This is a genomic window from Vibrio sp. 10N.286.48.B8, assembly GCF_003050085.1.
GTDB lineage: Bacteria > Pseudomonadota > Gammaproteobacteria > Enterobacterales > Vibrionaceae > Vibrio > Vibrio crassostreae.
In genome coordinates this window covers 1-23233 of sequence record NZ_PIGD01000025.1, presented here as the reverse complement: position 1 = coordinate 23233, position 23233 = coordinate 1, and the positions used below count along the sequence as shown (strand labels likewise).

20 protein-coding genes and 1 pseudogene are annotated in these 23233 nt (G+C 44.1%); 5 read left to right on the top strand and 16 right to left on the bottom strand.

Going from position 1 to position 23233, the window contains the following annotated elements; translation table 11 throughout:
- The first annotated feature begins 241 nt into the window (after window positions 1–241).
- On the top strand, window positions 242–1387 hold the full coding sequence (locus tag CWO08_RS21135) for a Na/Pi symporter (RefSeq protein WP_004735026.1): 1146 nt from the start codon (window positions 242–244) through the stop codon (window positions 1385–1387).
- A 303-nt stretch (window positions 1388–1690) separates the two neighbouring features.
- Here CWO08_RS21135 and CWO08_RS21130 read toward each other — a convergent pair whose 3' ends face one another.
- From CWO08_RS21130 to rppH, 7 genes are all read right to left on the bottom strand, one after another.
- Window positions 1691–2167, bottom strand: a complete 477-nt coding sequence (locus CWO08_RS21130) for a hypothetical protein (protein WP_108021033.1) — start codon at window positions 2165–2167, stop codon at window positions 1691–1693.
- Between the two features lie 217 nt (window positions 2168–2384).
- Window positions 2385–3785 carry a winged helix-turn-helix domain-containing protein gene (locus tag CWO08_RS21125; RefSeq protein ID WP_108021032.1) on the bottom strand — a complete coding sequence of 467 codons (1401 nt, stop codon included), beginning with the start codon at window positions 3783–3785 and terminating at the stop codon, window positions 2385–2387.
- A 156-nt stretch (window positions 3786–3941) separates the two neighbouring features.
- On the bottom strand, window positions 3942–4793 hold the full coding sequence (locus tag CWO08_RS21120; protein WP_009848438.1) for a thymidylate synthase: 852 nt from the start codon (window positions 4791–4793) through the stop codon (window positions 3942–3944).
- 9 nt (window positions 4794–4802) lie between these two features.
- Complete coding sequence (gene lgt / locus CWO08_RS21115; RefSeq protein ID WP_004735021.1) at window positions 4803–5624, bottom strand: prolipoprotein diacylglyceryl transferase; 822 nt, start codon at window positions 5622–5624, stop codon at window positions 4803–4805.
- A 58-nt stretch (window positions 5625–5682) separates the two neighbouring features.
- Window positions 5683–6474: a sulfite exporter TauE/SafE family protein gene (locus CWO08_RS21110; RefSeq protein ID WP_004735020.1), complete on the bottom strand. Its 792-nt coding sequence runs from the start codon at window positions 6472–6474 to the stop codon at window positions 5683–5685.
- 8 nt (window positions 6475–6482) lie between these two features.
- Window positions 6483–8732, bottom strand: a complete 2250-nt coding sequence (gene ptsP, locus CWO08_RS21105) for a phosphoenolpyruvate--protein phosphotransferase (RefSeq protein WP_108021031.1) — start codon at window positions 8730–8732, stop codon at window positions 6483–6485.
- A 2-nt stretch (window positions 8733–8734) separates the two neighbouring features.
- A complete protein-coding gene (gene rppH / locus CWO08_RS21100; protein WP_004735018.1) occupies window positions 8735–9253 on the bottom strand; it encodes an RNA pyrophosphohydrolase in 519 nt (172 codons plus the stop codon).
- A 616-nt stretch (window positions 9254–9869) separates the two neighbouring features.
- Between rppH and mutH the strand changes: the two genes are divergently transcribed.
- Complete coding sequence (gene mutH, locus CWO08_RS21095) at window positions 9870–10535, top strand: DNA mismatch repair endonuclease MutH (protein ID WP_108021043.1); 666 nt, start codon at window positions 9870–9872, stop codon at window positions 10533–10535.
- 89 nt (window positions 10536–10624) lie between these two features.
- On the opposite strand, the gene CWO08_RS21090 is transcribed toward mutH, so the two are convergent.
- The 8 genes from CWO08_RS21090 to xerD form a co-directional block, all read right to left on the bottom strand.
- Window positions 10625–10936, bottom strand: a complete 312-nt coding sequence (locus tag CWO08_RS21090; RefSeq protein WP_004735016.1) for a DUF6482 family protein — start codon at window positions 10934–10936, stop codon at window positions 10625–10627.
- Window positions 10937–11150: 214 nt separating this feature from the next.
- Window positions 11151–11402, bottom strand: coding sequence for a hypothetical protein (locus CWO08_RS21085; protein ID WP_004735015.1), 252 nt, complete (start codon window positions 11400–11402; stop codon window positions 11151–11153).
- A 567-nt stretch (window positions 11403–11969) separates the two neighbouring features.
- Window positions 11970–13304 (bottom strand): cyclic-di-GMP-binding transcriptional regulator VpsR, encoded by a 1335-nt coding sequence (gene vpsR, locus CWO08_RS21075; RefSeq protein ID WP_050053118.1) that lies wholly within the window; start codon window positions 13302–13304, stop codon window positions 11970–11972.
- A gap of 271 nt (window positions 13305–13575) precedes the next feature.
- Window positions 13576–15108, bottom strand: coding sequence for a lysine--tRNA ligase (gene lysS / locus CWO08_RS21070; protein ID WP_017059330.1), 1533 nt, complete (start codon window positions 15106–15108; stop codon window positions 13576–13578).
- Window positions 15109–15206: 98 nt separating this feature from the next.
- Window positions 15207–16305, bottom strand: a protein-coding gene (gene prfB / locus CWO08_RS21065; protein WP_102300662.1) for a peptide chain release factor 2 whose coding sequence is annotated in 2 segments (ribosomal slippage) — window positions 15207–16229 and window positions 16231–16305 — 1098 coding nt in all. Because the reading frame shifts where the segments join, the coding sequence is not laid out codon by codon here.
- A 235-nt stretch (window positions 16306–16540) separates the two neighbouring features.
- The gene (recJ, locus tag CWO08_RS21060; RefSeq protein WP_108021030.1) at window positions 16541–18277 is read right to left on the bottom strand and encodes a single-stranded-DNA-specific exonuclease RecJ; all 1737 of its coding nucleotides are present in this window, start codon (window positions 18275–18277) and stop codon (window positions 16541–16543) included.
- A gap of 79 nt (window positions 18278–18356) precedes the next feature.
- A complete protein-coding gene (locus CWO08_RS21055; RefSeq protein ID WP_102432242.1) occupies window positions 18357–19136 on the bottom strand; it encodes a thioredoxin fold domain-containing protein in 780 nt (259 codons plus the stop codon).
- A 26-nt stretch (window positions 19137–19162) separates the two neighbouring features.
- Window positions 19163–20077: a site-specific tyrosine recombinase XerD gene (gene xerD, locus CWO08_RS21050; protein WP_102432243.1), complete on the bottom strand. Its 915-nt coding sequence runs from the start codon at window positions 20075–20077 to the stop codon at window positions 19163–19165.
- Between the two features lie 150 nt (window positions 20078–20227).
- On the opposite strand from xerD, the gene fldB reads away from it, so the two are divergent.
- The 3 genes and pseudogenes from fldB to CWO08_RS21035 all read left to right on the top strand — a co-directional run.
- Window positions 20228–20749 carry a flavodoxin FldB gene (gene fldB / locus CWO08_RS21045; RefSeq protein WP_019820572.1) on the top strand — a complete coding sequence of 174 codons (522 nt, stop codon included), beginning with the start codon at window positions 20228–20230 and terminating at the stop codon, window positions 20747–20749.
- A gap of 140 nt (window positions 20750–20889) precedes the next feature.
- A protein-coding gene (locus CWO08_RS21040) for an IS3 family transposase (RefSeq protein ID WP_108021029.1) occupies window positions 20890–22127 on the top strand; the annotation gives its coding sequence in 2 pieces (ribosomal slippage) (window positions 20890–21262 and window positions 21262–22127; 1239 coding nt in all).
- Between the two features lie 272 nt (window positions 22128–22399).
- A pseudogene (locus CWO08_RS21035) lies at window positions 22400–22714 on the top strand (ABC transporter substrate-binding protein); the annotation flags it as partial.
- Between the two features lie 63 nt (window positions 22715–22777).
- Here CWO08_RS21035 and CWO08_RS21030 read toward each other — a convergent pair.
- Window positions 22778–23233 (bottom strand): MATE family efflux transporter (locus tag CWO08_RS21030; RefSeq protein WP_258185407.1); only part of this gene is annotated, 456 nt, incomplete at its 5' end.

Here is a 23233-nt window from a genome sequence, read left to right as displayed (position 1 = left end):
TCAATTTTTCTCTAACTTTTAAGATCTATATCACCCAAGTTGAAAATCACAAAAACACCAATTAAAACAAAAGGTTAAATTAAAAACATTTACTGTCAAAATATTTAAACAGCAAATCATCACAAAAAAAACCAACCTAAACCAAAATGTAATATTACTGAAATATTTGTTCTCTAACATCACGCTCAGATTAAACAAACAGACCAAACACAGACTTAAACGGTCCAATGGAGAAAACATTATGAACCAAGCTACTACTGCAGCAGCGCCTATCTCGAGCACAACTCGTTGGCTACGCTGGGCTAACTTGGCATTCATGCTTTACCTACTATTACTTTCAGTTTCAATGGTTGGTACAGGCTTCAAATGGGCAACAGGCGAGCAAGCAAAAGTTCTTTTCGAATTTGCTTCACACCCAGTTGCAGGCTTAATGATTGGTTTAGTGGCAACAGCACTTATTCAATCATCAAGTACAGTTACTTCAATTATCGTTGGCCTTGTGGCAGGTGGTTTACCTGTTGAGCTAGCAATCCCTATGATAATGGGTGCGAACATTGGTACGACAGTAACCAATACGCTAGTTAGTCTTGGTCATGTTCGTTGTAAAGATGAGTTCAAACGTGCATTCGCAAGTGCGACGATTCACGACTTCTTTAACCTATTAGCCGTTGCTATTTTCCTACCACTAGAGATGGCGTTTGGTATTCTAGAGAAGATTTCTCACTGGTTAGTATCACCGATGCTAGCAACAGGTGATATGAGCATGGGTGGTCTTAACTTCATCAAGCCAATCACTAAACCAGTAGTCAGTGCGATTAAAGAGCCACTATCGACATTTGGCGACACTGTTGGCGGTATCATGCTTATCGTTCTAGGTATCGCGACTATCTTTGTAGCTATCACGGTAATGGGTAAGCTAATGAAGAGCCTGATGGTGGGTCGTGCTCGTGAAATTCTAAAGAATGCAATTGGTCGTGGTCCTATCCACGGTATCGCTTCTGGCTCTATCGTTACTATCCTTGTTCAGTCTTCTTCAACGACAACAAGCTTGATGGTTCCACTAGTAGGTTCAGGTGTTCTTAAAGTACGTGACGTTTACCCATTCACTCTGGGTGCAAACATCGGTACGTGTATTACCGCTCTATTAGCAGCGACAGCAGTATCTGGTGAGTTCGCAGTATTTGCACTGCAGATTGCTCTAGTACACTTGGTGTTCAACATCATGGCAACGGTATTCATCTTTGGTATTCCGTTCCTACGTGAACTACCAGTAAAAGCCGCTGATATTATTTCTGACATGGCTGTGAAGAACAAATCTGTAGTGGCTGGTTACCTTATTGCGGTATTCCTTGTACTGCCTGGTACCGTGTTAGCACTGACGGCTTAATCGCTAAATAATTAGATAGCTTAACCGATAACAAGACACATCGCTTATAACAAAGCCCGCAACCTCCTAGGTTGCGGGCTTTTCTTTTTAAGAGCAGATGAGGGAAGCAAAAATCAAATACGGGATGCGAGTGAACGAGTAACGAAGAGCTAAAAGAAGATACGAGATTCGGGTAGAGAGTGACGAAAAGCGACTTCCTCTCATTATCTGCGTTTGATATTTCGTATCTCACTGACTCAAATCTAAACACGCTCTTCGTATCTCGTATCTAGCTACCCTTCGCATCCCGTATCCAAAAAACGCTTACTTACCTTGCTCATTACGCAGATGCATAATGGCAACCATGCCAAAGCCGATAAGTTGCCATAGATACTGCCCGTCGCTTGCGCCAGTGATGGTTTGAGTGAAAGCCATACAAGCAGTCACAAATAAAGAAGTAAAGGCAGCATAGAGTAACCACGGACGCTCCTTGCCAGACATGAACTCACCTGCAAATACCGAACGAATAACCAGTAAAAACGGTACACATTGCAAAGCAATCAGAATAGGGAACATAAAATCGAATGTTGGACTCAGTAGAGCATGACCGATTTGGCTCTTATCCCAAGTTCCTACAATATAGCCTTTCCAGCCAGCCCAAGTGTCACCTGAATAAGCGGTATCTGGCGTAATAAAGCCAAGCACAACGCCCATCACTTTATCGACAAAGCCATTTTTGAACCAAAAGACGAATAAGAAGATCTGAATTGGAATGATCTGAAAAGCAAACTTCTTCAACATGTGTGTACCCCAAATAATTAATGATTTGGTTACCAGTATGTGGAAGTCGATGTTTTTACGCTTGATGCAAGGCAATCGAGCCTAAGTCCAAACAATAATCAAACATGTTGAGAAGCCTGTTGGCACAAGAAAACCTTGCGGAAGAGCCGTTACTATTAGCGGTAGCTCAACGTCTTCACTTCAAAGAGAATTATGTGGTTTAGGAAAGGTTTGTTTTTTATAAAGAGTCAATAAGATCAAACAGTTGGCCATTATACTCTTTTTTCACTTCGGTATAACGCTGATAGTTGTATTGCGAACCTTCAGGGTTATCCGACAGCTTGTCAGCCACACTAAGTAGATAAAAACTGATTGGGCTCGGTGTACTTTCAGCCGCGTAAAAAAGGTAAGGGAAAGCTTGATTGGCATGTTGGTTGATTAACAGTGCAAGACCCAAGGTAAGGTTGGCAATATCACAACGTGGGTTCATCTCGAAGGCTTGCTTTGCCAGTTGCAGTGCATGTTCGCGATCTTCTTGCTCATGACTTTGCAAATAAGCCAAAGATTCCGAATACGACAATAAGGCATTAACCAGATAATTGTCTCTTCCTTGCTGTTGAATCGTATCCAACTGAAGTGCGATATCTGCAAATGGCTGTCCACCTTTACCTTGGTAGAAAAGCGATATTCCCTCTGAAATAACCTTCCAATCATCGTAGTTATCAATAGAAGTCACACGATGACTGACGACACCGTATTCTGAACTCATTGGGGCAATAATGGCTTTAATCTCAAGAATCACATCCCCAATGGCATCAAAGAAGTTATCTTGGCTAAAGCTCTTTTCCACTTTCTGACTTTGATTGGGCTGGCGGTTGTTTTGTATCAACACGCTCAGTACATAATCATTGCCCTTTTGCTTGAGCCAACCTTTGAGTTCAACACCATTATTGGCAAGTGATTGCTTGCCCTGTTTCGATAGCTGAGAGAAGTGGTAACCCGATAAATTTCTTGCTGAGTTCAGCCCGTAGAATAGGTAGTTGTACACGCTTTCCGACATCTCATAATCGTCCGCAGAATCGAGTGTTATGTCATGGATATAAACGGGAATCACATCACTTTGAGGCACAGAAATAACAGCTGTGTCATTGGTTGAGACATCAATTTGCCACGCCCAAGTTGCTATTAAGCCAACAGAGAATACTGCGGTTGTAATCAGGGCGATGGTTTTCTTTTTCGAATTAGCAACAAAAGATTTAGGCTCAGACTCAGGTAGAGGGGCGTCATCAACGGAAGTTGGTTCAACACTCGGCTGAGTCACTTCAACATCGAACAGGTAACCTTGCTTAGGAATGGTCTGAATGATGCGATATGGGCGTGACTTATCCTGAAGCTGACTGCGCAGTAAGCTGATGACCTGTCTAACCAAGTTGTCAGACACTTGAGTTCGTTGCCAGACATCAGCAGCTATCTGCTGCGTACTAACCACTTGCCCGCGCTTGTCGATGAAATAGCTGAGCAGTCTTGCTTGTAGTGGCTCTAAATGAATCTCTTCACTATCAATCACCAACTGGTTTTTATCAGGGTAGAAAGAAATAGGAAAGTCGTGTTGCAATACAAAGCAATGCGAGCGAGTCATAGTAGTTCTGTGGTTAGAAAAGACCACTCAAGATTATTGGTTTTACGAATAGTAAGCAAGCCAAGCATCAGAAATAAAAAAGGCTGCGCAGAGGCAGCCTTTCGATCAACCTGTCAAACAGTCAAACAGTCAAACAGTCAATCAAAGCAGATTAGATTAAACCGAGAATGGGTACTTAATCGCTTCGTGGCATTCGTAGCCTTCAACCCAGAAGTCATCCATCGTCACCCACGTTTCCAAATCTTCTAGAGACTTAATCTCAGGATTGATGTGGAATGTTGGACCAGCTAAAGGCTCACGCTTCAACTGGATATCACGCATAGGTGCGAGTTGATCTTCGTAGATATGAGCATTAACCAGCTTGTGGTAAGCCACACCCGCTTTCTTACCAGTGATTTGCGCCATGATTGCTAGGAACACATACACTTGAACCATGTTGAAGTTCAGGCCTAAAGGAACATCACAAGAGCGCTGAGTACTGTTTAGGTACAAAGTGTCACCAAGTAGAGAGAAATGATGGCTGTACATACACGGACGCAAACAACCCATGTGGAACTCACCTGGGTTATAGAAGTTTAAGATCTCGCCGCGGTCATCAATGCCGTTTGTTAGATCATCAACAATCTTCTTCAGTTGGTCGATATGACCGCCGTCAGGTTTTGCCCATGCACGTCCTTGAACGCCATAAACACGGCCCATGTCATCTTCACCCTTGCGGTAAGGGTTATTTAGCCATGCTTCATTCAGGTTAGAATTCGCATCCCAAGTTTTAGTCCCTAGCTTACGAAAATCTTCCGCATTGTCGTAACCACGGATATAACCAAGCAGCTCAGCAACTGCGGCTTTCCAAAAACTTTTACGTGTTGTTACTAGTGGGAATTGGTTATTACCAACATCATATTCAAGGTCAGCATTGATTACGGTTAGGCAGCGCTTGCCTGTACGTTCATTTTCAATCCAAGTACCGTCATTAACGATACGCTGACAGAGATCTAAATACTGTTTCACACCAATTCCTTACTTCGTTTGTTGTGGTAATTCATCTTTGTAGTGACCACGCTTGTATGCCCAAACCATCATCAACACACCGATGATAACCATTGGCAGTGACAAAATTTGTCCCATAGAGATAAATCCACCGAACAAACCTAGCTGAGCATCAGGTTCACGTACGTATTCAACTAGGAAGCGGAATGTACCATATCCTGCTAGGAATAACCCTGATACAGAACCAAGAGGACGAGGCTTTTTGATGAACCAGTTCAAGATGAAGAACAGTACAATACCTTCAAGCGCCATTTCATAAAGCTGAGATGGGTGACGAGGGAGTGGACCACCGTTAGGGAATACAATCGCCCATGGCACATCAGTCACACGACCCCATAGTTCACTGTTCATGAAGTTGCCCATACGCCCCATACCTAAACCAAATGGAACCAATGGTGCAATCATGTCTGCGACACCAAAAAAGGTTCGACCGTTCTTTTTGGCATACCAAAGCATCGCGGTGATCACACCAAGCAAACCACCGTGGAAAGACATACCGCCAGTCCATACCTTAAATAGGTAGAGTGGATCATCAATGAAAAGGCCAAAGTTGTAGAAAAGTACGTAGCCAATACGACCACCAAGCACCACACCTAGAAAGCCAGCAAACAGTAGGTCTGATACTTGCTCTCGAGTCCAACCACTACCGGGTTGATCAGCTCGGCGATTTGCTAACCAAAGAGCAAACATAAAACCGACAAGGTACATTAGGCCGTACCAACGAACTGAGATTGGTCCTAGTTCAATAAGAACAGGATCGATATTTGGGAATTCGATAAAACCCTGAGACATACTTGGCTCTCTATCTAAAATTGAATAACGGTTAGCTCAACAGCTAACAGAAAAGACACTACAGCAGCATAGTGGCTGCTATAAACATTAAAAATACCGCAAAGAATTTCTTCAGCACGGGGGTTGGCAATTGAGTGGCCAGTTTAGCGCCAACTCGTGTGGTCAGTACTGAGGTACAAGATATCGCTATCAAAGCCGGTAGATAAACATAACCCAAGCTATACGCCGGAAGATCATCGACAGAAGAGCCATGCCAAATAAAGCCAAGCATTCCCGAAATCGCGATAACACAACCACATACAGAGGATGAGCCTACAGCTTTGCGCATTTCCACACCGTGATGGTTAAGGAAAGGCACCGATAAAGAACCACCACCAATACCAGCCAAGCTTGAAACCAAACCAATACCGCCACCACATAACATGGTCTTAGCTGAACCCGGCATCGACTTTTGACTCTTAGAGCGGATCGACAACAACATCTGCAACGCCAATACCAAGACAATCACACCAAAGACTTTTGGCAGATATTGAGCAGGAATAACGTCGGCGACAAAAGAACCTAGGAAACCACCAATCACCACACCAGGCATCAACCACTTAACGACAAAAAGTTCCACATTACCCAATTTTAAATGGTTAATTGCAGACGATCCCGAGGTAACAATAATGGTTGATAACGAGGTAGCCAATGCCATTTGCATCGCAAACTCTTGAGGAATACCCGCTTTAGGAAGCAAAAATAGCAAGGCAGGAACGACCAGCAAACCACCGCCAATGCCTAGCAAACCCGCTAAAACACCAACAATAGCACCAAGGCCTGCTAACAAGCCTATCAGTTCATATGACACGTTAAATCCTATTTTTTACCTGCTCGAATGAAGCCTGTAAATTCACGCTCTTCGAAATAGTTCAGCATCATACTATAGATGTCACTACCATATGGTTTTGAAAGCGCTCTATTTGCCAAATCCTGTAATTCACTCAAGTTAGATTGGCGAATCAAATATTTAGTCCTCGCGACATTCGAGGTATTCATACTTAACGTCTCATACCCCAACCCAATCAGTAACAACGCGCCCATAGGATCACCGGCTAGCTCGCCACAAATACACACAGGTAATTGATGTTGCTTACAAGTATCATGAATTTGTTTTAATGCCATGATCACCGCAGGGTGCATTGATTCATAGACATCGGATACTCGTGAATTGTTCCGATCAACCGCTAATAAATATTGAGTTAAGTCGTTGGTACCGACTGAAACAAAGTCGACCTTATCAGCAATCAGCGGCAGTATGTAAAGCATTGATGGCACTTCAATCATGATACCAACGCGAGGTATACGCACTCGGTTATCAAGCTCATGCACTTCGTCATACGCTTGTTCAATAAGTTGTAGCGCGTCATCCAGTTCCTGCGCACCAGAGATCATCGGCAGCAAAATACTCAAGTTATGGCTTTCACAGCTCGCACGTAGCATGGCACGTAACTGAATAATAAAGATGTCAGGATGATCGAGCGTAAAACGAATACCACGCCAGCCAAGGAATGGGTTGTCCTCTTCGATAGGGAAATAAGGTAAGGCCTTATCGCCACCGATATCGAGTGTACGCATCACCACTTGCTTCTCAGGGTAGCTCGCGAGTACAGAACGGTATTGCTTGAATTGTTCGTCCTCTGACGGGAACCTCTGCTGTAACAAGAAAGAAATTTCGGTTCGATACAGCCCCACCCCATCAACGCCTTGGTTGATAGCGATATTGGTGTCGGCACTCAAGCCCGCATTAAGCAGGATCTCGACTTGCTGGTTGTCTTGCGTTTTTGCCGGTAAGTATAGTTCTCGATTGACCATCGAAGAGAGCTCACTCTCTTCTAGAATCAGCCCTTGATATTCTTTGAGCAGGTTTTGAGTCGGCTCAATAAAGATCTCGCCACTATACCCGTCAACAATCGCTTGCTTACCATTAGCTTGAGCAAGATTTAGGTTAACCCCCATAACAGAAGGAATACCCAAAGCTCGAGATAAAATCGCGGCATGTGAATTCGCCGCCCCTTCCAAAGAAATAACCGCTAAAAGTTTTTCTTTGGGAATAGAGGCCAATACCGAAGCCGTTAGCTCTCGAACCACCAAAATAATTGGCTTATCTAGCGTGCGAAGTTCATGTTCAGAATTGTGAAGAAAATAGAGCAATCTTTGACCAAGCTCTCGAATGTCTTGTGCCCTCTCACGAAGGTACACGTCTGACATACGAGCAAAGCGATTCGAGTAGCTCTCAACAACCTGCCTTAATGCCCAATCGGCCTTATCGCCTTTCTGGATTTGGCTCTTAAGATCCTTACGCAACATGGGATCGTTGAGTAAGTGAGTAAACAGGTCAAAGATCGCCAACGCGTCTTTATTGATTTCACTGTCTAGGCGCTTTCGCATTCGCTTAAAGTCATTGAGAGCATTTTCGACGGCGACTGCCAGCATTTCATGCTCTCTTTCAACATTAAGCGTCGATGCTGGATAAACATCGGTAAGTTCAGGCTGAGTGTTGTCCCACCATAAATCGCCAATCGCAACGCCCGATGAAGCTGCAATACCTTTAATCTTAGGTAGCTTCTGTTGCTCTAAAAGCCAATGGCCTTGAGTTTGAGCGTGCGCCACAATGACCGCAAGTTGTGCTGAGAGAGTGACAAGGAAGGATTCTTCCATCTCACTGAATAAACGAGGAGACTTCTGTTGAATAACCAATACGCCAAGCACTTGCTTGCGATGGATAATCGGAGTGCCGAGAAAAGAGTGATAAACCTTTTCTCCAAGCTCTGGAAAAAACTTATAAGCAGGGTGAGCAGACGCTTGTGCAAGGTTGATAGGTTCAGCACTTCTTTTAACAAGGCCAACCAGACCTTCGTCAAAACCAATGTGAATGCTATTGCCTTTGAAGATCAGGCCTTGAGTTGCCATCAACTCAAGACGCTGCATATCATTATTTGCCAAATACACGGTGCAACATTCCGTCTGCATCGCACTGCATGTCTCTTTAACCAAAATATCAAGAGCCGTCGACACATCTTCAACTCTTGATACGTGTTCAACTATTTCCCTTAGTTGACTGAGCATGCTTAACCTCTACGCAATTTGCGTTTTCCTTTTGTTTTTCGCTCTTTAAACGGCATTGCTAAAGATGCGAATTCTTTCATCGCTCGACGGTAAACATCTCGCTTGAAAGAAACAACTTGTCGAACTGGGTACCAGTAACTCACCCAACGCCAACCATCAAACTCAGGTGTACTTCCACGCTGCATATTGATCTGCGATTCATCGCAATCTAAGCGTAAAAGGAACCACTTCTGTTTTTGTCCAATACAGACAGGTTTAGAATCCCACCGAACCAGTCGTTTGGGCAGCTTATAGCGTAACCAATGACGACTTGTCGCGACGATCTTTACATCCTTTTTAGTAAGGCCAACCTCTTCATACAACTCGCGGTACATTGCCTGTTCCGGAGTTTCACCTTCATCTATTCCCCCTTGAGGGAATTGCCATGAATGTTGCCCGTATCGTTTAGCCCAGAAGACCTGACCATGGTTGTTACAGATTACAATACCAACATTTAATCGGTAACCATCGCCATCTATCACTGGCCAACCTCTATCTAAATTTTTAATTACTCTGATTTTTCCACATATCCCCAATCGGAGCAAACTTAGTGACGTGATAAGCGCTATATTTATGAATAATAACTAAAGATATGGATAAGTTTTGCTCAAATTCTAGTTACCCACACAATAGTGAGACATAGACCACATTTATTCACCTTTTCTGTGAATAACTATGTGAAGAATTACCCGCAATCGTTTTTTTTAATCCATAGATTCATCAACACAAAAAACGACAAATCAATAAAACTTAATTTATATTCATACAAATCAACCAATTAAAATAATATCTTAGTTTTAAAAAACATTGGAAATGTAAAAGATCTTTCAGAAATTCGACATGGTTAAAGATCAATCACTCCGATGTTTATCCACACTACCAAGTGAAAGATTCATTTTGAACCCCATTTGGCAAGCATTTTATCCACCATAAACCCCTGTTTATTTATCCACTAAATTAATATTTCAATTAATTACCTTTATGTCCTGTGGATAACCCTGAGTTTGATCCCTTTTCTCGCAAGGAGATCATTTCTTAACCAGTCGTCATTTGGTGATAACTTCTGATAAAATCGTTTTTTTGATCATACCTTTTATTATGAAACCAGAACCACAAACACAACAAGAGCTGTTAGAGCGCGCGTATGCCATCGCCGGAATGACCTTTAAAGAACTCGCCGACGAAGCCGAGATGCGGATGCCAAACGACCTTAAGCGTGATAAAGGCTGGGTTGGGCAGTTATTGGAATGGCACTTGGGTGCACCTGCAGGCAGCAAGCCAGAACAAGATTTTGCCAAGCTAGGGATCGAGCTAAAAAGTATTCCGATTGGCTATTCTGGCAAGCCACTCGAAACCACCTTTGTGTGTGTCGCGCCTTTGATGGGTGTGCAAGGCATAACTTGGGAAACCAGCCACGTTCGAAACAAGCTGTCTAAGGTGTTGTGGATCCCTGTCGAGGGAGAAAGAGAGATCCCGTTAGCAAAGAGGCATGTAGGATCCCCTTTATTATGGACACCTAGCCAAGCTGAAGACGAACTCTTGAAAAGAGATTGGGAAGAACTAATGGAATTGATCGTGTTAGGCAATGTGGAGCAAATAACTGCAAGACACGGTGAAGCACTGCATTTACGTCCAAAAGCTGCCAACAGTCGAGTGTTAACCGAAGCTTACGGTGCAAGTGGAAAACCTATCAAAACTAAACCACGTGGTTTCTATCTACGAACTCAATTCACCCACAAATTGCTGACAACACATTACGCATAGATCGTTTAATCGAGCCTCGGTAGCGAAAACTCTCAATGCGTTACAAAAGAGCCTGCAATTAGAATCAATCTCTAGCAACAAACGCTCTCTTAATGAGGTTTAAGCGCCAGTTCAATGTCACAGTAGCTTTGGCTTGGCTCATTACCAAACTCATCATACGCGTTATGTAGGCGAAGATACGCCTTTTCAAAGCCGAGCCGGAGTAACTCCTCTTTCACTTGATCCAAGGATCCAAAGTGAAGCGGCTCGCCGTCTTGCTTTACCGGTTCTAGCTTGTGTTTGTACTCCACCGCCAGTAGATATTCTGAGATATCAGAACAGCCTATAACGTACACTTTTGGAGTTTGATAAGAGTCTTTATGCTCTCCATGTAACCACATGTCTAATTGATGCTTCTGCATAGCCAGCCTCCCTTGCTCTATAAAGCTTAGTAGAACTCTTTTCCTTTACTAGATAACAACTTAAAAAAGCATAGATAACGGCTTAAAAAAGCAAAAAAGAGAAGCAAGAGCTTCTCTTATTTGACCAGTTCTAGTTCAAAAGTTTGCACTTTCGACGCCATAACTATCACTGTGACTTATCTTAGGGGTTGAACGGTGCTATCAACCCCGCAGATTACGTCGGTATTCGCGCACTTAGGACACGACGAAGGTGACGTACTCGACGTTCAATAGTGACAACTTCTGGTTCAGAAAAACCAATAGGTCGACCGTCAGCCTCAAGACCAATATCTCTTAATAAGTGAGTATTGTTCCATGGTAGATCATATGAACTACGACGAACTTTTCGTTGCCATTCACGCTCTTCACGACGAAGATCGGCACGGATAAGGACTGTTGCTAATTTTAAATATACTGAGTGACGCATAATAACTCTCCAGTTGTTGAATAAACTGAGGAAAAATAGCGTGTTAGATAGTGTGAGGGCTTCTCATTTAGCTGCTATTTTTCCGCAGCCAAATAAGGATACGGATCTATTAGTTAGGTTTATCTTGGGTGTTTCGATCGGCCATGGCTGATGTTTGTGACATATCAGTCACCATGTCAGTACACGGATCAAACGACGCGCAAATATGCTGTATAAAATCGAAATGTTTCATTTGCGCCTCCAAGCTAACTAAAAAATCCAAAAAGAAATGAGGTAGTAAAAGCAGACAAGTATTTGTTAAATCTCTGCTTTCACGGGTAAAGTCTAACCAAGTGAGTATATTATTCAACCGATAATTGGTTAACATTTTCAAAACAATGCATTTACCCAAAATATCAGTTGCATATTCATTTAAATATAACATATTCACTATGATTATATAAAATCACAGCATATCTATCTTCGGCTGAGCTAGAAAAGAACTGGCTATCCTTCAGAAACAAAAAAGCCACGTAGATACGTGGCCTTTCATTTACAGTGACTGAATAAAGTCATGTAGAAAAGAGTCTAAACAACCCCTTCAGAGATTAGGCTGTGTTTATTGAGCAATCGGTACATAGTTGCTCGTGATACGCCAAGTTCTTTAGCTGCCAACGAAACCTGACCGCCGTAAGACTCCAACACAATCAGCAGTGCATCGCGCTCTGAACGCTCACGAATACTCTTCAAACTTCGGCGTTCATCATTCTGTTTTGGTAAATCGAGTTGGTGATCCTCAATGATCACCGCATCAGACATCAACACAACACGCTTAATCTGATTCATCAGCTCACGCACATTTCCAGGCCAATGGTAGCGATTCATCGAACGGATAGCATCGTCTGAAAAGCTCTTCGCTTGAGCATTAAACTCTTTCGAGTACTCACGCAGAAAGTGATTAGCCAGTACTGAAATATCACTCACACGTTCTTTTAAGCTCGGAACATGAATACGCAGAACATTAATGTAGTGATAGAGCTCTTCATTAAAATCGCCCTCAATCAACGCCTTCTCGATATCAGAGGAGTTCGCGGCCAGAATACGCACATCAACGGATTTAGGTCCATTAGCGGTTTCAATCTTACCCTCTTGTAAAAAGCGCAACAGATTCAGTTGTTGATTGCGTGGCATCGCTAAAACATCATTAAGCAAGATGGTTCCGCCATCGGCTTCTTCCAACATACAAGGCGCTGTCGCTGGCTGTGCTGAAATACCAAAGACCTCGGCCTCTATTCTCATTTCAGACAAGGCACGACAGTTAACCGTTAAAAATGGCTTCTGTGCTCGCGACGAGTTTTGGTGAATCGAGCGTGCAATCGTCTCTTTACCAGCTCCGCTCTCGCCATAAATCAAGATACTGACATCAGTCGGCCCAATACGCTTCACTTGGTCTCTCAAGCGCTTCACAGCCACAGAGTCGCCCAGCAGGCCCATATTGTTGTTAATGCCGTAGTTTGGCCATACTTTCTGCTCAAGCTTCAGCATACCCAGTTGGTGACCAATGGTACTCAGCAACTGAGCATCTGGGATTGGCGCCGTGAAAAAGTCGATACAGAAGTTAACGATAAACTGGCAGATAGTATCAGAGCTTAATTGCGATTCACGGATAAAGGCGAGCCATCTCACCTGCTTGTTATTGCTCACAAGGTTAGCAATACCGTTGAGACTGAACTCATCATGACTAAGATCGACAATACCAATACATGGGCCAATATCAGCAATCAAGGCATCGGCTTTTCGTAAATCTGCACACTGGGTACACTGCCAACCCACTTGTTCTAACACTGATAACCAGGGTTCGTACGCACCACCAACGACGATAAGAGAACCTGGTAAGGAATCCATCTTAAATTGAGTTCCCATCCTTCTTCCTTATTCTATTTTTATTTAAATCAGGCTAATACGAGTCACTGCTTCATCGTTCGACAAAATGCCGCGAGATCGTATTCAGCGCAGAGGCGTATAGTAGTGAGACTATCTTAGATTTTATGTCTCAATAGTAAGACTATGTCAGAAATAACGATTTTTCGAATCAAGAGTGCGGTACAGACTAGGTTTTGAAGCCCAAAAACAGAAAAAGCCACCCGAAGGTGGCTTTTTAATTACATAGGCTGTTACGCCCTATAAGCGAGAATTACGCTTGTGGACGCATTGCCGGGAACAAGATCACGTCACGGATTGTGTGCGTGTTTGTAAATAGCATTGCTAGACGGTCGATACCGATACCTTGACCTGCTGTTGGCGGTAGGCCGTGCTCTAGTGCAGTAATGTAGTCTGCATCGTAGTACATTGCTTCGTCGTCACCCGCGTCTTTCGCGTTAACTTGCGCTTTGAAACGCTCGTCTTGGTCTTGTGCATCGTTAAGCTCAGAGAAACCATTCGCAACTTCACGGCCACCGATGAAGAACTCAAAACGGTCTGTGAAGAATGGGTTGTCATCGCTACGACGTGCTAGAGGAGAGATGTCCGCTGGGTAGCCAGTGATGAACGTTGGTTGAATTAGCTGAGGCTCAGCCGTTTCACCAAAGATCTCTTCTAGAAGCTGACCACATGTCCAGAACGTTTCTACGTCTACGTGTACAGATTTTGCGATAGCAACCATCTTCTCACGGTCTTGTAGGTCTGCTTCTGTTAGCGCTTGAATCTCAGCGTGCTCAGGGTTGTAGTGCTTGATTGCATCGAACATGCTCATTCGAGCGTAAGTGCCACCGAACTCAACCGTTTCGTCACCGTAAGGCATAGAAGTAGAACCAAGAACGTCCATTGCTGCCGTGCTTAGCATCTCTTCTGTCAGATCCATAAGGTCTTTGTAGTCAGAGTACGCTTGGTAGAATTCCATCATTGTGAATTCTGGGTTGTGACGTGGAGATAGACCTTCGTTACGGAAGTTACGGTTGATCTCGAATACACGATCAAAACCACCAACCACTAGACGCTTAAGGTAAAGCTCTGGTGCAACACGTAGATACATGTCGATGTCTAGTGCATTGTGATGAGTGATGAATGGACGTGCAGTTGCGCCACCCGGGATCACGTGCATCATTGGCGTTTCAACTTCTAGGTAGCCTTTCGCGCTCATGAAGTTACGGATTGAAGATACAAGCTTAGAACGCACGATAAATGCATTGCGAGAATCTTCGTTCACGATTAGGTCAACGTAACGCTGACGGTAACGCATCTCTTGGTCAGTTAGACCGTGGAACTTCTCTGGTAGAGGACGAAGTGCTTTAGTCAGCAATTCAAACTCTTCCATGTTCACGTAAAGGTCGCCTTTACCTGATTTGTGAAGCGCACCTTTAACACCGATGATGTCACCGATATCTAGGCCTTGGTACTTCTCTTTCAGTACTTTTTGTACGTCTTTCGCTGCGTATGCTTGGATACGACCAGAAGTTTCTTGAATCGCAAGGAATGGACCACGCTTCGCCATAACACGACCAGCGATCGCAACGATGTGGTTAAGCTCTTCTAGCTCTTCCTTAGTCTTCTCACCGAATTCCGCTTGAAGATCGCCAGCTAGGTGCTCACGACGGAAGTCATTTGGGTGACCGTTAGCTTTGCAGTTTTGGCGGATGTGATCCAGCTTGCTGCGGCGCTCAGCGATTAGTTTGTTCTCTTCAGGTGAAGAAGCTTCTTGTGCGTTTTCGTTTTGAACAGCATCAGTCATTAGAGATGTACCCTGCTTTTAAAATTTGGACCGCTATATTTTTGCAAATATAGGCATTTTTACCAATATTATTGGTAAAGCTTAATAGTTGATAAAGCTTACAGACCTGATTTCAGGCTAGCTTCAATAAACTTGTCTAAGTCACCGTCAAGAACCGCTTGAGTATTACGGTTTTCGATGCCGGTGCGTAAATCTTTGATACGAGAATCATCCAGTACGTAAGAGCGGATCTGACTGCCCCAACCGATGTCTGATTTCGTTTCTTCGCTCGCTTGTTTTTCAGCATTTTGTTTTTGAATCTCAAGTTCAAAAAGCTTAGCACGTAGCTGCTTCATCGCTTGATCTTTGTTCTTATGCTGCGAACGGTCATTCTGACACTGAACCACGGTGTTGGTCGGAACGTGAGTAATACGTACCGCCGATTCCGTGGTGTTTACGTGCTGACCACCAGCGCCAGAGGCACGGTATACGTCAATACGTAGGTCAGAAGGATTAATGTCGATCGTAATGTTGTCATCAATCTCAGGATAGATAAACGCAGATGCAAATGAAGTATGACGACGACCACTTGAATCAAATGGTGATTTACGAACTAGACGGTGAACACCAGTCTCTGTACGTAACCAGCCGTAAGCATACTCACCAGAGATACGTACCGTTGCGCCTTTAAGGCCAGCAACATCGCCATCAGACACTTCGATAACTTCAGTCTTGAAGCCTTTCGAATCTGCCCAACGTAAGTACATGCGCAACATCATTGAAGTCCAGTCTTGAGCTTCTGTACCGCCCGAACCTGACTGTAAATCGATGTAGCAATCTGATGCATCGTGATCACCAGAGAACATACGACGGAATTCCAGCTTCTCTAGCTTAGCTTCAAGCTCGGCTAGTTCTGGTTCAATTTCATCGAACGTTTCTTGATCTTCTTCTTCAACCGCAAGCTCTAGCAGGCCATCAACATCCTCAACACCTTGGTCAAGTTGGTCGATCGTTTCTACTACCGCTTCCAATGCAGAACGTTCTTTACCTAGCGCTTGTGCACGCTCAGGTTCGTTCCATACATCCGGTTGTTCTAATTCTGCGTTTACTTCTTCTAGACGCTCTTGCTTAGCGTCATAGTCAAAGATACCCCCTCAGGATATTTGTGCGCTCAGACACATCCTGCAGACGGTTTTTTATAGGATTGATTTCAAACATTTTAGCTCATCATTTATGAGTAGAATTTAACCGAAGAATTGTACTCAAAAGTGTGACGGAGATACAGAATTTTTTAGAGTGGTGAACCAAGATTCAACAACTTAATGGGATATAAAATTGACAGGCAGAAAAAACACGTAGAATTTGTAAGGGCAGGAAGGAAAACAAGCCCTGTTTTTGAACAGAGCTTGTTGAATTTAGCGCTAGATGATGAGCATTATTGAGCCCAAAATAACTATTTGGCTTCGATATGATCGATCATCAGCTGCAACGATTGGTTACCACGAAATTCGTTGATATCGAGCTTAAATGCAAGATGAACGGTTTTTACTGATGCATCAGGCCAGCGACGTAGGTCGACGTTAAAGGCAATACCATCAATCATCACATTGGTAGGGTGGCCTTTGTAGAGCGGCTCGAGCATCAGCTTAAGGTGTTTTTCACCCACCAGCTTTTGGTGCAGCACTTTAAACTCACCATCGAAAATTGGCTCAGGGAAAGCTTGTCCCCACGGGCCACCTGAACGCAGCGTTTCAGCGGTGTGCATAGAGAACTCTTCTGGTAACAGCTCACCATCAGACAAAATAATGCCCTTCAGTGCTGTTTCTCCAAGTTCATTCTTCACAACATCATTGAACAACTTGCTGAAGCGTTCAAAGTCCTTTTCCATGATGGTTAAGCCAGCCGCCATTGCGTGGCCACCAAACTTAAGAATCAAGCCTGGGTTTTGAGTGTCGATTCGGTCCAAAGCATCACGCATGTGCAAACCTGGAATTGAGCGACATGAACCTTTGATACTGCCTTCGCCGCCATCTGCAAACGCAATCACTGGGCGGTGGTATTTGTCTTTGATACGCGAAGCCAAGATACCAATCACACCTTGATGCCAATCACGTTGGAACAAGGCTAAACCAGAAGGCAGGTCGTCTTTACCAAACTCAAGGCGCTCACAAAAAGCCATCGCTTCTTGCTTCATGCCCTCTTCGATCTCTTTACGTGTTTGGTTCAAACCATCCAGTTCACTTGCCATTCGACGCGCCGCATAGATGTTGTTACTCATTAGTAGCTCAACACCAAAAGACATGTCATCCAATCGACCAGCTGCATTGATACGAGGACCAAGAGCAAAGCCAAAATCAGACGCCACCAAACGCTTAGCGTCTCGCTTAGCGATTTCGATCAAGGCTTGAATACCCGGACGAGCTTTACCCGCACGAATACGTTGCAAACCTTGATGCACTAAAATTCGGTTGTTTTCGTCGAGTGGGACCACGTCGGCAACCGTACCCAGCGCCACAAGGTCAATCAATTCCATCAACTTAGGTTCTGTCATGCCGCGCTCTGCAAACCAACCCAACTTACGCATGTGAACACACAATGCCATCATCAGATAAAAAGCGACACCAACACCCGCTAGGGCTTTCGAAGGAAAAGCACAGCTCTCAAGGTTTGGGTTAACCATCGCATCGACCATTGGCAGTTCATTGCCCGGCAAGTGATGGTCGGTAACCAGAACCTCTAGTCCTTTCTCTTTAGCGAAGCGAACACCTTCAATAGAAGAGACACCGTTATCAACCGTCATGATCACTTCGGCGCCAAGCTCGATTGCCTGTTCGACAACCTCAGGGCTCAAGCCATAACCATCTTCAAAACGGTTTGGTACCAGATAATCGACGTTAGAACTGCCCAACATACGTAGAGCAAGTACGGACAACGCTGAACTGGTTGCGCCATCGGCATCAAAGTCACCAACAATGATGATGCGTTTTTGCTGCTGAATGGCCTTGAACAACAGTTCAACCGCAGCATCAATGCCACCCAGTTTTTGATAAGAGTGCAAGCCTTTCGCTGCTGTCTCTAGTTGGTCAGCACTGTCGATTCCACGACTCACATAAATACGCTTTAATAAGTCAGGTAAGTGAGCAGGTAAGACTGAAATGTCGACCTCTGGACGGCGTTGGATCTCTATCATATAAAAATGGGCCCGATATCAATCAGGCCTCTCCTTAAATCAAAAACATGGGGGATAAATGGCAATACAGAAAACGAGATTATTGCTCTAAACGTTGAAGAAGTTGTGCTGGCGGCAAGTAACCACTCACCAACTCACCACTTGCTAGTACGATAGCCGGTGTACCATTGATGCCAAGCTCACGACCCAATTGGTATTGTTTAGCAATGATCTGCTTCTGCTCTGCTAGGTCTTTACCAGACGCTGGCATTTGACGATTTACTTTAGCGTCATGCATAGCTGTTTTTGGATCATCTGACGCCCAGATTGCCGCCATTTGATCAGCAACTTGTCCTGTCGCGCCTTGACGCGGGTAAGCCATGTAGCGAACGGTAATACCCAGATCGTTGTAGCCCTGCATTTGGCTGTGCAGACGAACACAGTAGCCACAGGTAATATCCGTAAATACCGTCACAACGTACTTTTCGTTATCAGCTTTATATTCGATAACCGTATCCGACATTGCTGCTACTTTTTCAGCATTCAACGGAGCTTGACGCTCAGCCAAAACATCACTGAACTTGCCGTTGTCATCCAAAGAGTAAAGTGTACCGGCTAGAAAATGGTCGCCCTTAGGAGAAGAAAAGATAATGCCGCTGTTGGTTTGAACTTCTAAAAGACCATCGATATCCGAAGGAACAATCTTATCGACCTTAATGCCGATCTTTTCAAAACGCTTAGTTAACGCTGCAGTATCAATAGCTTGAGCAGGAGCAGCTTCTACGGCTGTTGACGTTGTTTCTACTTTCGCTTCTGATGCATTACATGCAGTAATCATAAGAGGAATCGCTAGTAGAGGAAGACGGCGTAATACGCTCATTAAGTTCACCTTAAAAATAAATGGATTTAAGCACGTGGGTGATGCTGCGCGTGAATTTGCTTCAGCCTTTCAGTCGCCACGTGAGTATAAATTTGGGTTGTCGATAAGTCACTATGCCCAAGTAACATCTGTACGACCCTGAGATCTGCGCCATAGTTCAGTAAATGCGTCGCAAAAGCGTGTCTCAATACGTGGGGTGACAACAATTCTGTGTCGATACCGGCGACGACCGAGTAGTACTTGATACGATACCAGAACGTCTGACGGGTCATTTGCTTGGCGCGTTTACTCGGAAAAACCACATCAGAACTGTTTTCGCCAAGTAGATGTGGACGACCTTGCTCAATAAAAGTCTCTATCCAATCGACCGCATTTTCGCCCATGGGTACTAAGCGCTCTTTACCACCCTTACCAATAACACGCACCACGCCCTGTCTTAGGCTGATGTTTTCCATCGTCAAGCTAACCAGTTCTGTCACACGCAAACCGGTTGCATAGAGTAACTCAAGCATCGCCTTATCGCGAAGCTCAATCGGATCGTTCGGATCTGGCGCATCAAGCAAAGCATCAACCTGCTCTTCGCTCAAATCTTTCGGCAAGCGTTGCGGCAACTTCGGGCTGATCAACAAAGCACTTGGATCATCACCTCTGATTTTCTCGCGGTGTAAGTATTGGAACAAGCGACGAATCGCCGACAACATACGGGCACGAGAAGTCTGCTTAAAATCAGCGTCGGCTAACCAGCCTTGATAATCCTGTAAACCTGAAAGGCTAATGAAGTCGAGGCGGTAATTGTTCTTTTCCATCCACGCTAATAACTTGGACAAATCGGTACGGTACGAGACAAGCGTATTCTCCGATAATCCTCGCTCCATCCACATAGCATCTAAAAACTGCTCAACGAGACCGTGGTCTTCGCTCTGCCCTTGAGGCGACTGCATAGTGTTACTCACAATATTGGAAACTGTTTTGAGAGTATGCCAGAGCAAATATGAATGCCATAAAAATTACGACTTGAGCGGATAATCGCTGCAATCGAAGTCGATTTATGGTTAGAATTCGCCATCTGAAATTAAAATCGAACGTTTGCTATGAAAATTGGATTATTTTACGGCTCAACCACCTGCTACACAGAAATGGCAGCAGAGAAAATTCGCGGCATTATTGGTGAAGACCTAGTTGATATCCATAACGTGAAAGAAACCCCTCTTTCATTGATGGCGGACTACGACCTTTTATTGCTGGGCATCTCGACTTGGGACTTCGGTGAAATCCAAGAAGATTGGAATGAACTGTGGGAAGACATCGCAACCACGCCAATGAAAGGCAAGGTTGTGGCTCTGTTTGGTTTAGGTGACCAAGAAGGCTACGGCGAATGGTTCCTTGATGCGATGGGTCTGTTGCATGATGAACTGAAAACCGCTGGAGCAGAGTTTGTTGGCTTCTGGCCAAACGACGACAGCTACGAGTTCGAAGCGTCTAAAGCGTTAACGGAAGACCAATCTCAATTCGTTGGTTTGGCGCTTGATGAAGATTCACAATACGAGCTTAGCGATGACCGTATCGCAAGCTGGGTTGAGCAAGTACTGGTTGAGTACAGCGAAAAGCTATAACCAAACAGAAGTACACCTAACTAAGTAGCTGAATATAAAAAGACCACAGAATACAAAAAGGCCTCATTACTGCGAAGTAATGAGGCCTTTTCTATTTCATTGTCTCGTCCTGAAATGTGTTTACACATTGAGGACGAATTATGACTACTTCAAATAATACCTACGTTAAGCGCACTCAGCGTGATTACACACTAGGCTTTAAATTACAGGTCGTCGCCGCTGTAGAAAGAGGCGATATGACATATAAACAAGCCCAAACCATTTATGGTATTCAAGGCCGTTCAACCGTTTTAACCTGGCTTCGAAAGCACGGTAAGATGAATTGGGCGCAAAATCCAAGGATGAATGTCATGAGCCAATCACCTAAGCCTAAAGAGTCGCCTGCACAGAAAATAAAACGTCTTGAAAAGGAGTTGGAAGACGAAAAAATCAAGAACCTCTTCTTAAATAGAGTGGTTGATATCCTTGATGCTGAGCACGGAACCAGTCTCAGAAAAAAGTATCTCGCCAAGGAGCAAGAAGCCTTCAAAAACAGGAAGGAATAAGTTTAGTTCGAGTATGTAGGCTTTGCGGCATAACAAGGCAGAGTGTTTATCAACGGGAAAAGCGAGCTCATCATCGTCGGTTAGAGCTTAAACCGATTAAAAAAATGGTGTTGGATATTAGGCGTTATATGCCTCGGGTTGGTACGAGGAAGCTCTATTTTTTAATTAAACCCAGACTACAAGAACAAGGTATCAAGTTAGGCCGAGATGCGCTTTTCAACTACTTACGCGCTGAGCGATTGTTGGTAAGACCTAAGCGTAGTTTTACAAAAACGACCAATAGTCGGCATTGGATGAAGAAACACCCGAACTTATTAAAGGACTACAAGCCATGTAGTCCAGAGAGTGTGTTGGTGAGCGACATAACCTATGTTCAATCTGATGAAGGAGTTCACTACCTATCATTGGTTACGGATGCGTTTAGCCGAAAAATAATGGGCTATGAGCTGAGTAATGAAATGAAAGCGACGGATGTCGTGAAAGCGCTAGATATGGCTATCAAAGGGCGTCGATATCATCGTTCTTGTATTCATCATTCAGATCGTGGTCTGCAGTATTGCTCAGGTGTATATCAAGATAAATTGAAAACTAGCGGCATAATGCCTTCGATGACAGATGGTTATGACTGCTACCAAAATGCCTTAGCAGAAAGAATAAATGGGATCCTGAAACAAGAGTTCTTACTTGATAGGTGTAAGAATCTTGAGGAGCTTAAACGACTAGTAAAAGAGTCTATCAATATCTATAACAATATGAGGCCCCATCTCAGTCTCATGATGAAAACTCCAAATGAGGTGCATGAAAAAAGCCAACAGCTGGCGCTGTTGGCTTAGTAAAAAACTGTCAACGTATTTTAGGACGAGACAACAAATATTGAGCGAGCATTGAACAACAAACCTCTTAAAAACCGCACACAGTAAATATCAAAACTATCAATAACTTTTCTCTTAAATGAAATCGAAATGAATCTTTCATATCAGTGAAACGGTTTAGCCACGTAAGTGAAATACGTCCTGTTCAAGATAGCTTCAAACGACACCCCTACTGTCTCGTTAAAACTCTAATCCAATACCTCGATATCGATTTCATCCAAAAGGAAACGAAGATGAATAAGCTAATTTTGGCAGGCGTTCTTTCCGCGACAACGGCAATGCCAGCGTTCGCAACGACTCAAGTCACTTGGTGGCACGCAATGGGCGGCCAGCTTGGAGAAACAGTAAACAAAATTGCGACCGACTTTAATGCGTCTCAAGATGATTACGAAATCACGCCAATCTACAAGGGCTCATACACAGAGACCTTAACCGCGGGTATCGCGGCATACCGAGCAGGTGAAGCACCCAATATTCTACAAGTCCTCGATGCAGGCGCAGCAACCATGAAAACTCCAAATGAGGTGCATGAAAAAAGCCAACAGCTGGCGCTGTTGGCTTAGTAAAAAACTGTCAACGTATTTTAGGACGAGACAGATTATTGGTCTATCTTAGCTTGCTATTGAAACATCTGCTGGTGGCAAGTCACGCTGCTTAATCACGTATCGCAAGCGAATTAACATCAGCGTCGCTGAAACGCTCAAGCCCGTTAGAATACCTATCCAAAAGCCTTCTTCACCCATTGCAGGAACAATGTGGTCTGTTAAGCCCAACACCATACCCAGTGGTAATGCTAAGCCCCAGTATGAAGCGATGGCTAAGATCATTGGGATCTTGGTATCTTTATAACCACGTAATGCACCGTTAGCAGACGTTTGTAATGCATCGCTGAACTGGTACATCGCAGTAAAGGTCAACAATACTGCTGCTGTCGCGCTTATTGCAGGGTCGGTGGTGTAAAGTCTAATGATCCACTCTGGGAACAGCAGGAACATCGCAACTGAAAGTAATGAAATCAACGCGGCAACCAAAATACCGACTTTGCTGCGTTCAATTGCGCCTAGTTC

Excerpts from the sequence above, each read along its gene's own strand:
- CWO08_RS21090 (WP_004735016.1), bottom strand. The coding sequence starts at position 10,936 with ATGCAGAAGCATCAATTAGACATGTGGTTACATGGAGAGCATAAAGAC.
- CWO08_RS21125 (WP_108021032.1), bottom strand. The coding sequence starts at position 3,785 with ATGACTCGCTCGCATTGCTTTGTATTGCAACACGACTTTCCTATTTCT.
- lgt (WP_004735021.1), bottom strand. The coding sequence starts at position 5,624 with ATGTCTCAGGGTTTTATCGAATTCCCAAATATCGATCCTGTTCTTATT.
- CWO08_RS21130 (WP_108021033.1), bottom strand. The coding sequence starts at position 2,167 with ATGTTGAAGAAGTTTGCTTTTCAGATCATTCCAATTCAGATCTTCTTA.
- mutH (WP_108021043.1), top strand. The coding sequence starts at position 9,870 with ATGAAACCAGAACCACAAACACAACAAGAGCTGTTAGAGCGCGCGTAT.
- vpsR (WP_050053118.1), bottom strand. The coding sequence starts at position 13,304 with ATGGGAACTCAATTTAAGATGGATTCCTTACCAGGTTCTCTTATCGTC.
- recJ (WP_108021030.1), bottom strand. The coding sequence starts at position 18,277 with ATGATAGAGATCCAACGCCGTCCAGAGGTCGACATTTCAGTCTTACCT.
- ptsP (WP_108021031.1), bottom strand. The coding sequence starts at position 8,732 with ATGCTCAGTCAACTAAGGGAAATAGTTGAACACGTATCAAGAGTTGAA.
- CWO08_RS21055 (WP_102432242.1), bottom strand. The coding sequence starts at position 19,136 with ATGAGCGTATTACGCCGTCTTCCTCTACTAGCGATTCCTCTTATGATT.
- lysS (WP_017059330.1), bottom strand. The coding sequence starts at position 15,108 with ATGACTGATGCTGTTCAAAACGAAAACGCACAAGAAGCTTCTTCACCT.
- CWO08_RS21085 (WP_004735015.1), bottom strand. The coding sequence starts at position 11,402 with ATGCGTCACTCAGTATATTTAAAATTAGCAACAGTCCTTATCCGTGCC.
- fldB (WP_019820572.1), top strand. The coding sequence starts at position 20,228 with ATGAAAATTGGATTATTTTACGGCTCAACCACCTGCTACACAGAAATG.
- CWO08_RS21135 (WP_004735026.1), top strand. The coding sequence starts at position 242 with ATGAACCAAGCTACTACTGCAGCAGCGCCTATCTCGAGCACAACTCGT.
- xerD (WP_102432243.1), bottom strand. The coding sequence starts at position 20,077 with ATGCAGTCGCCTCAAGGGCAGAGCGAAGACCACGGTCTCGTTGAGCAG.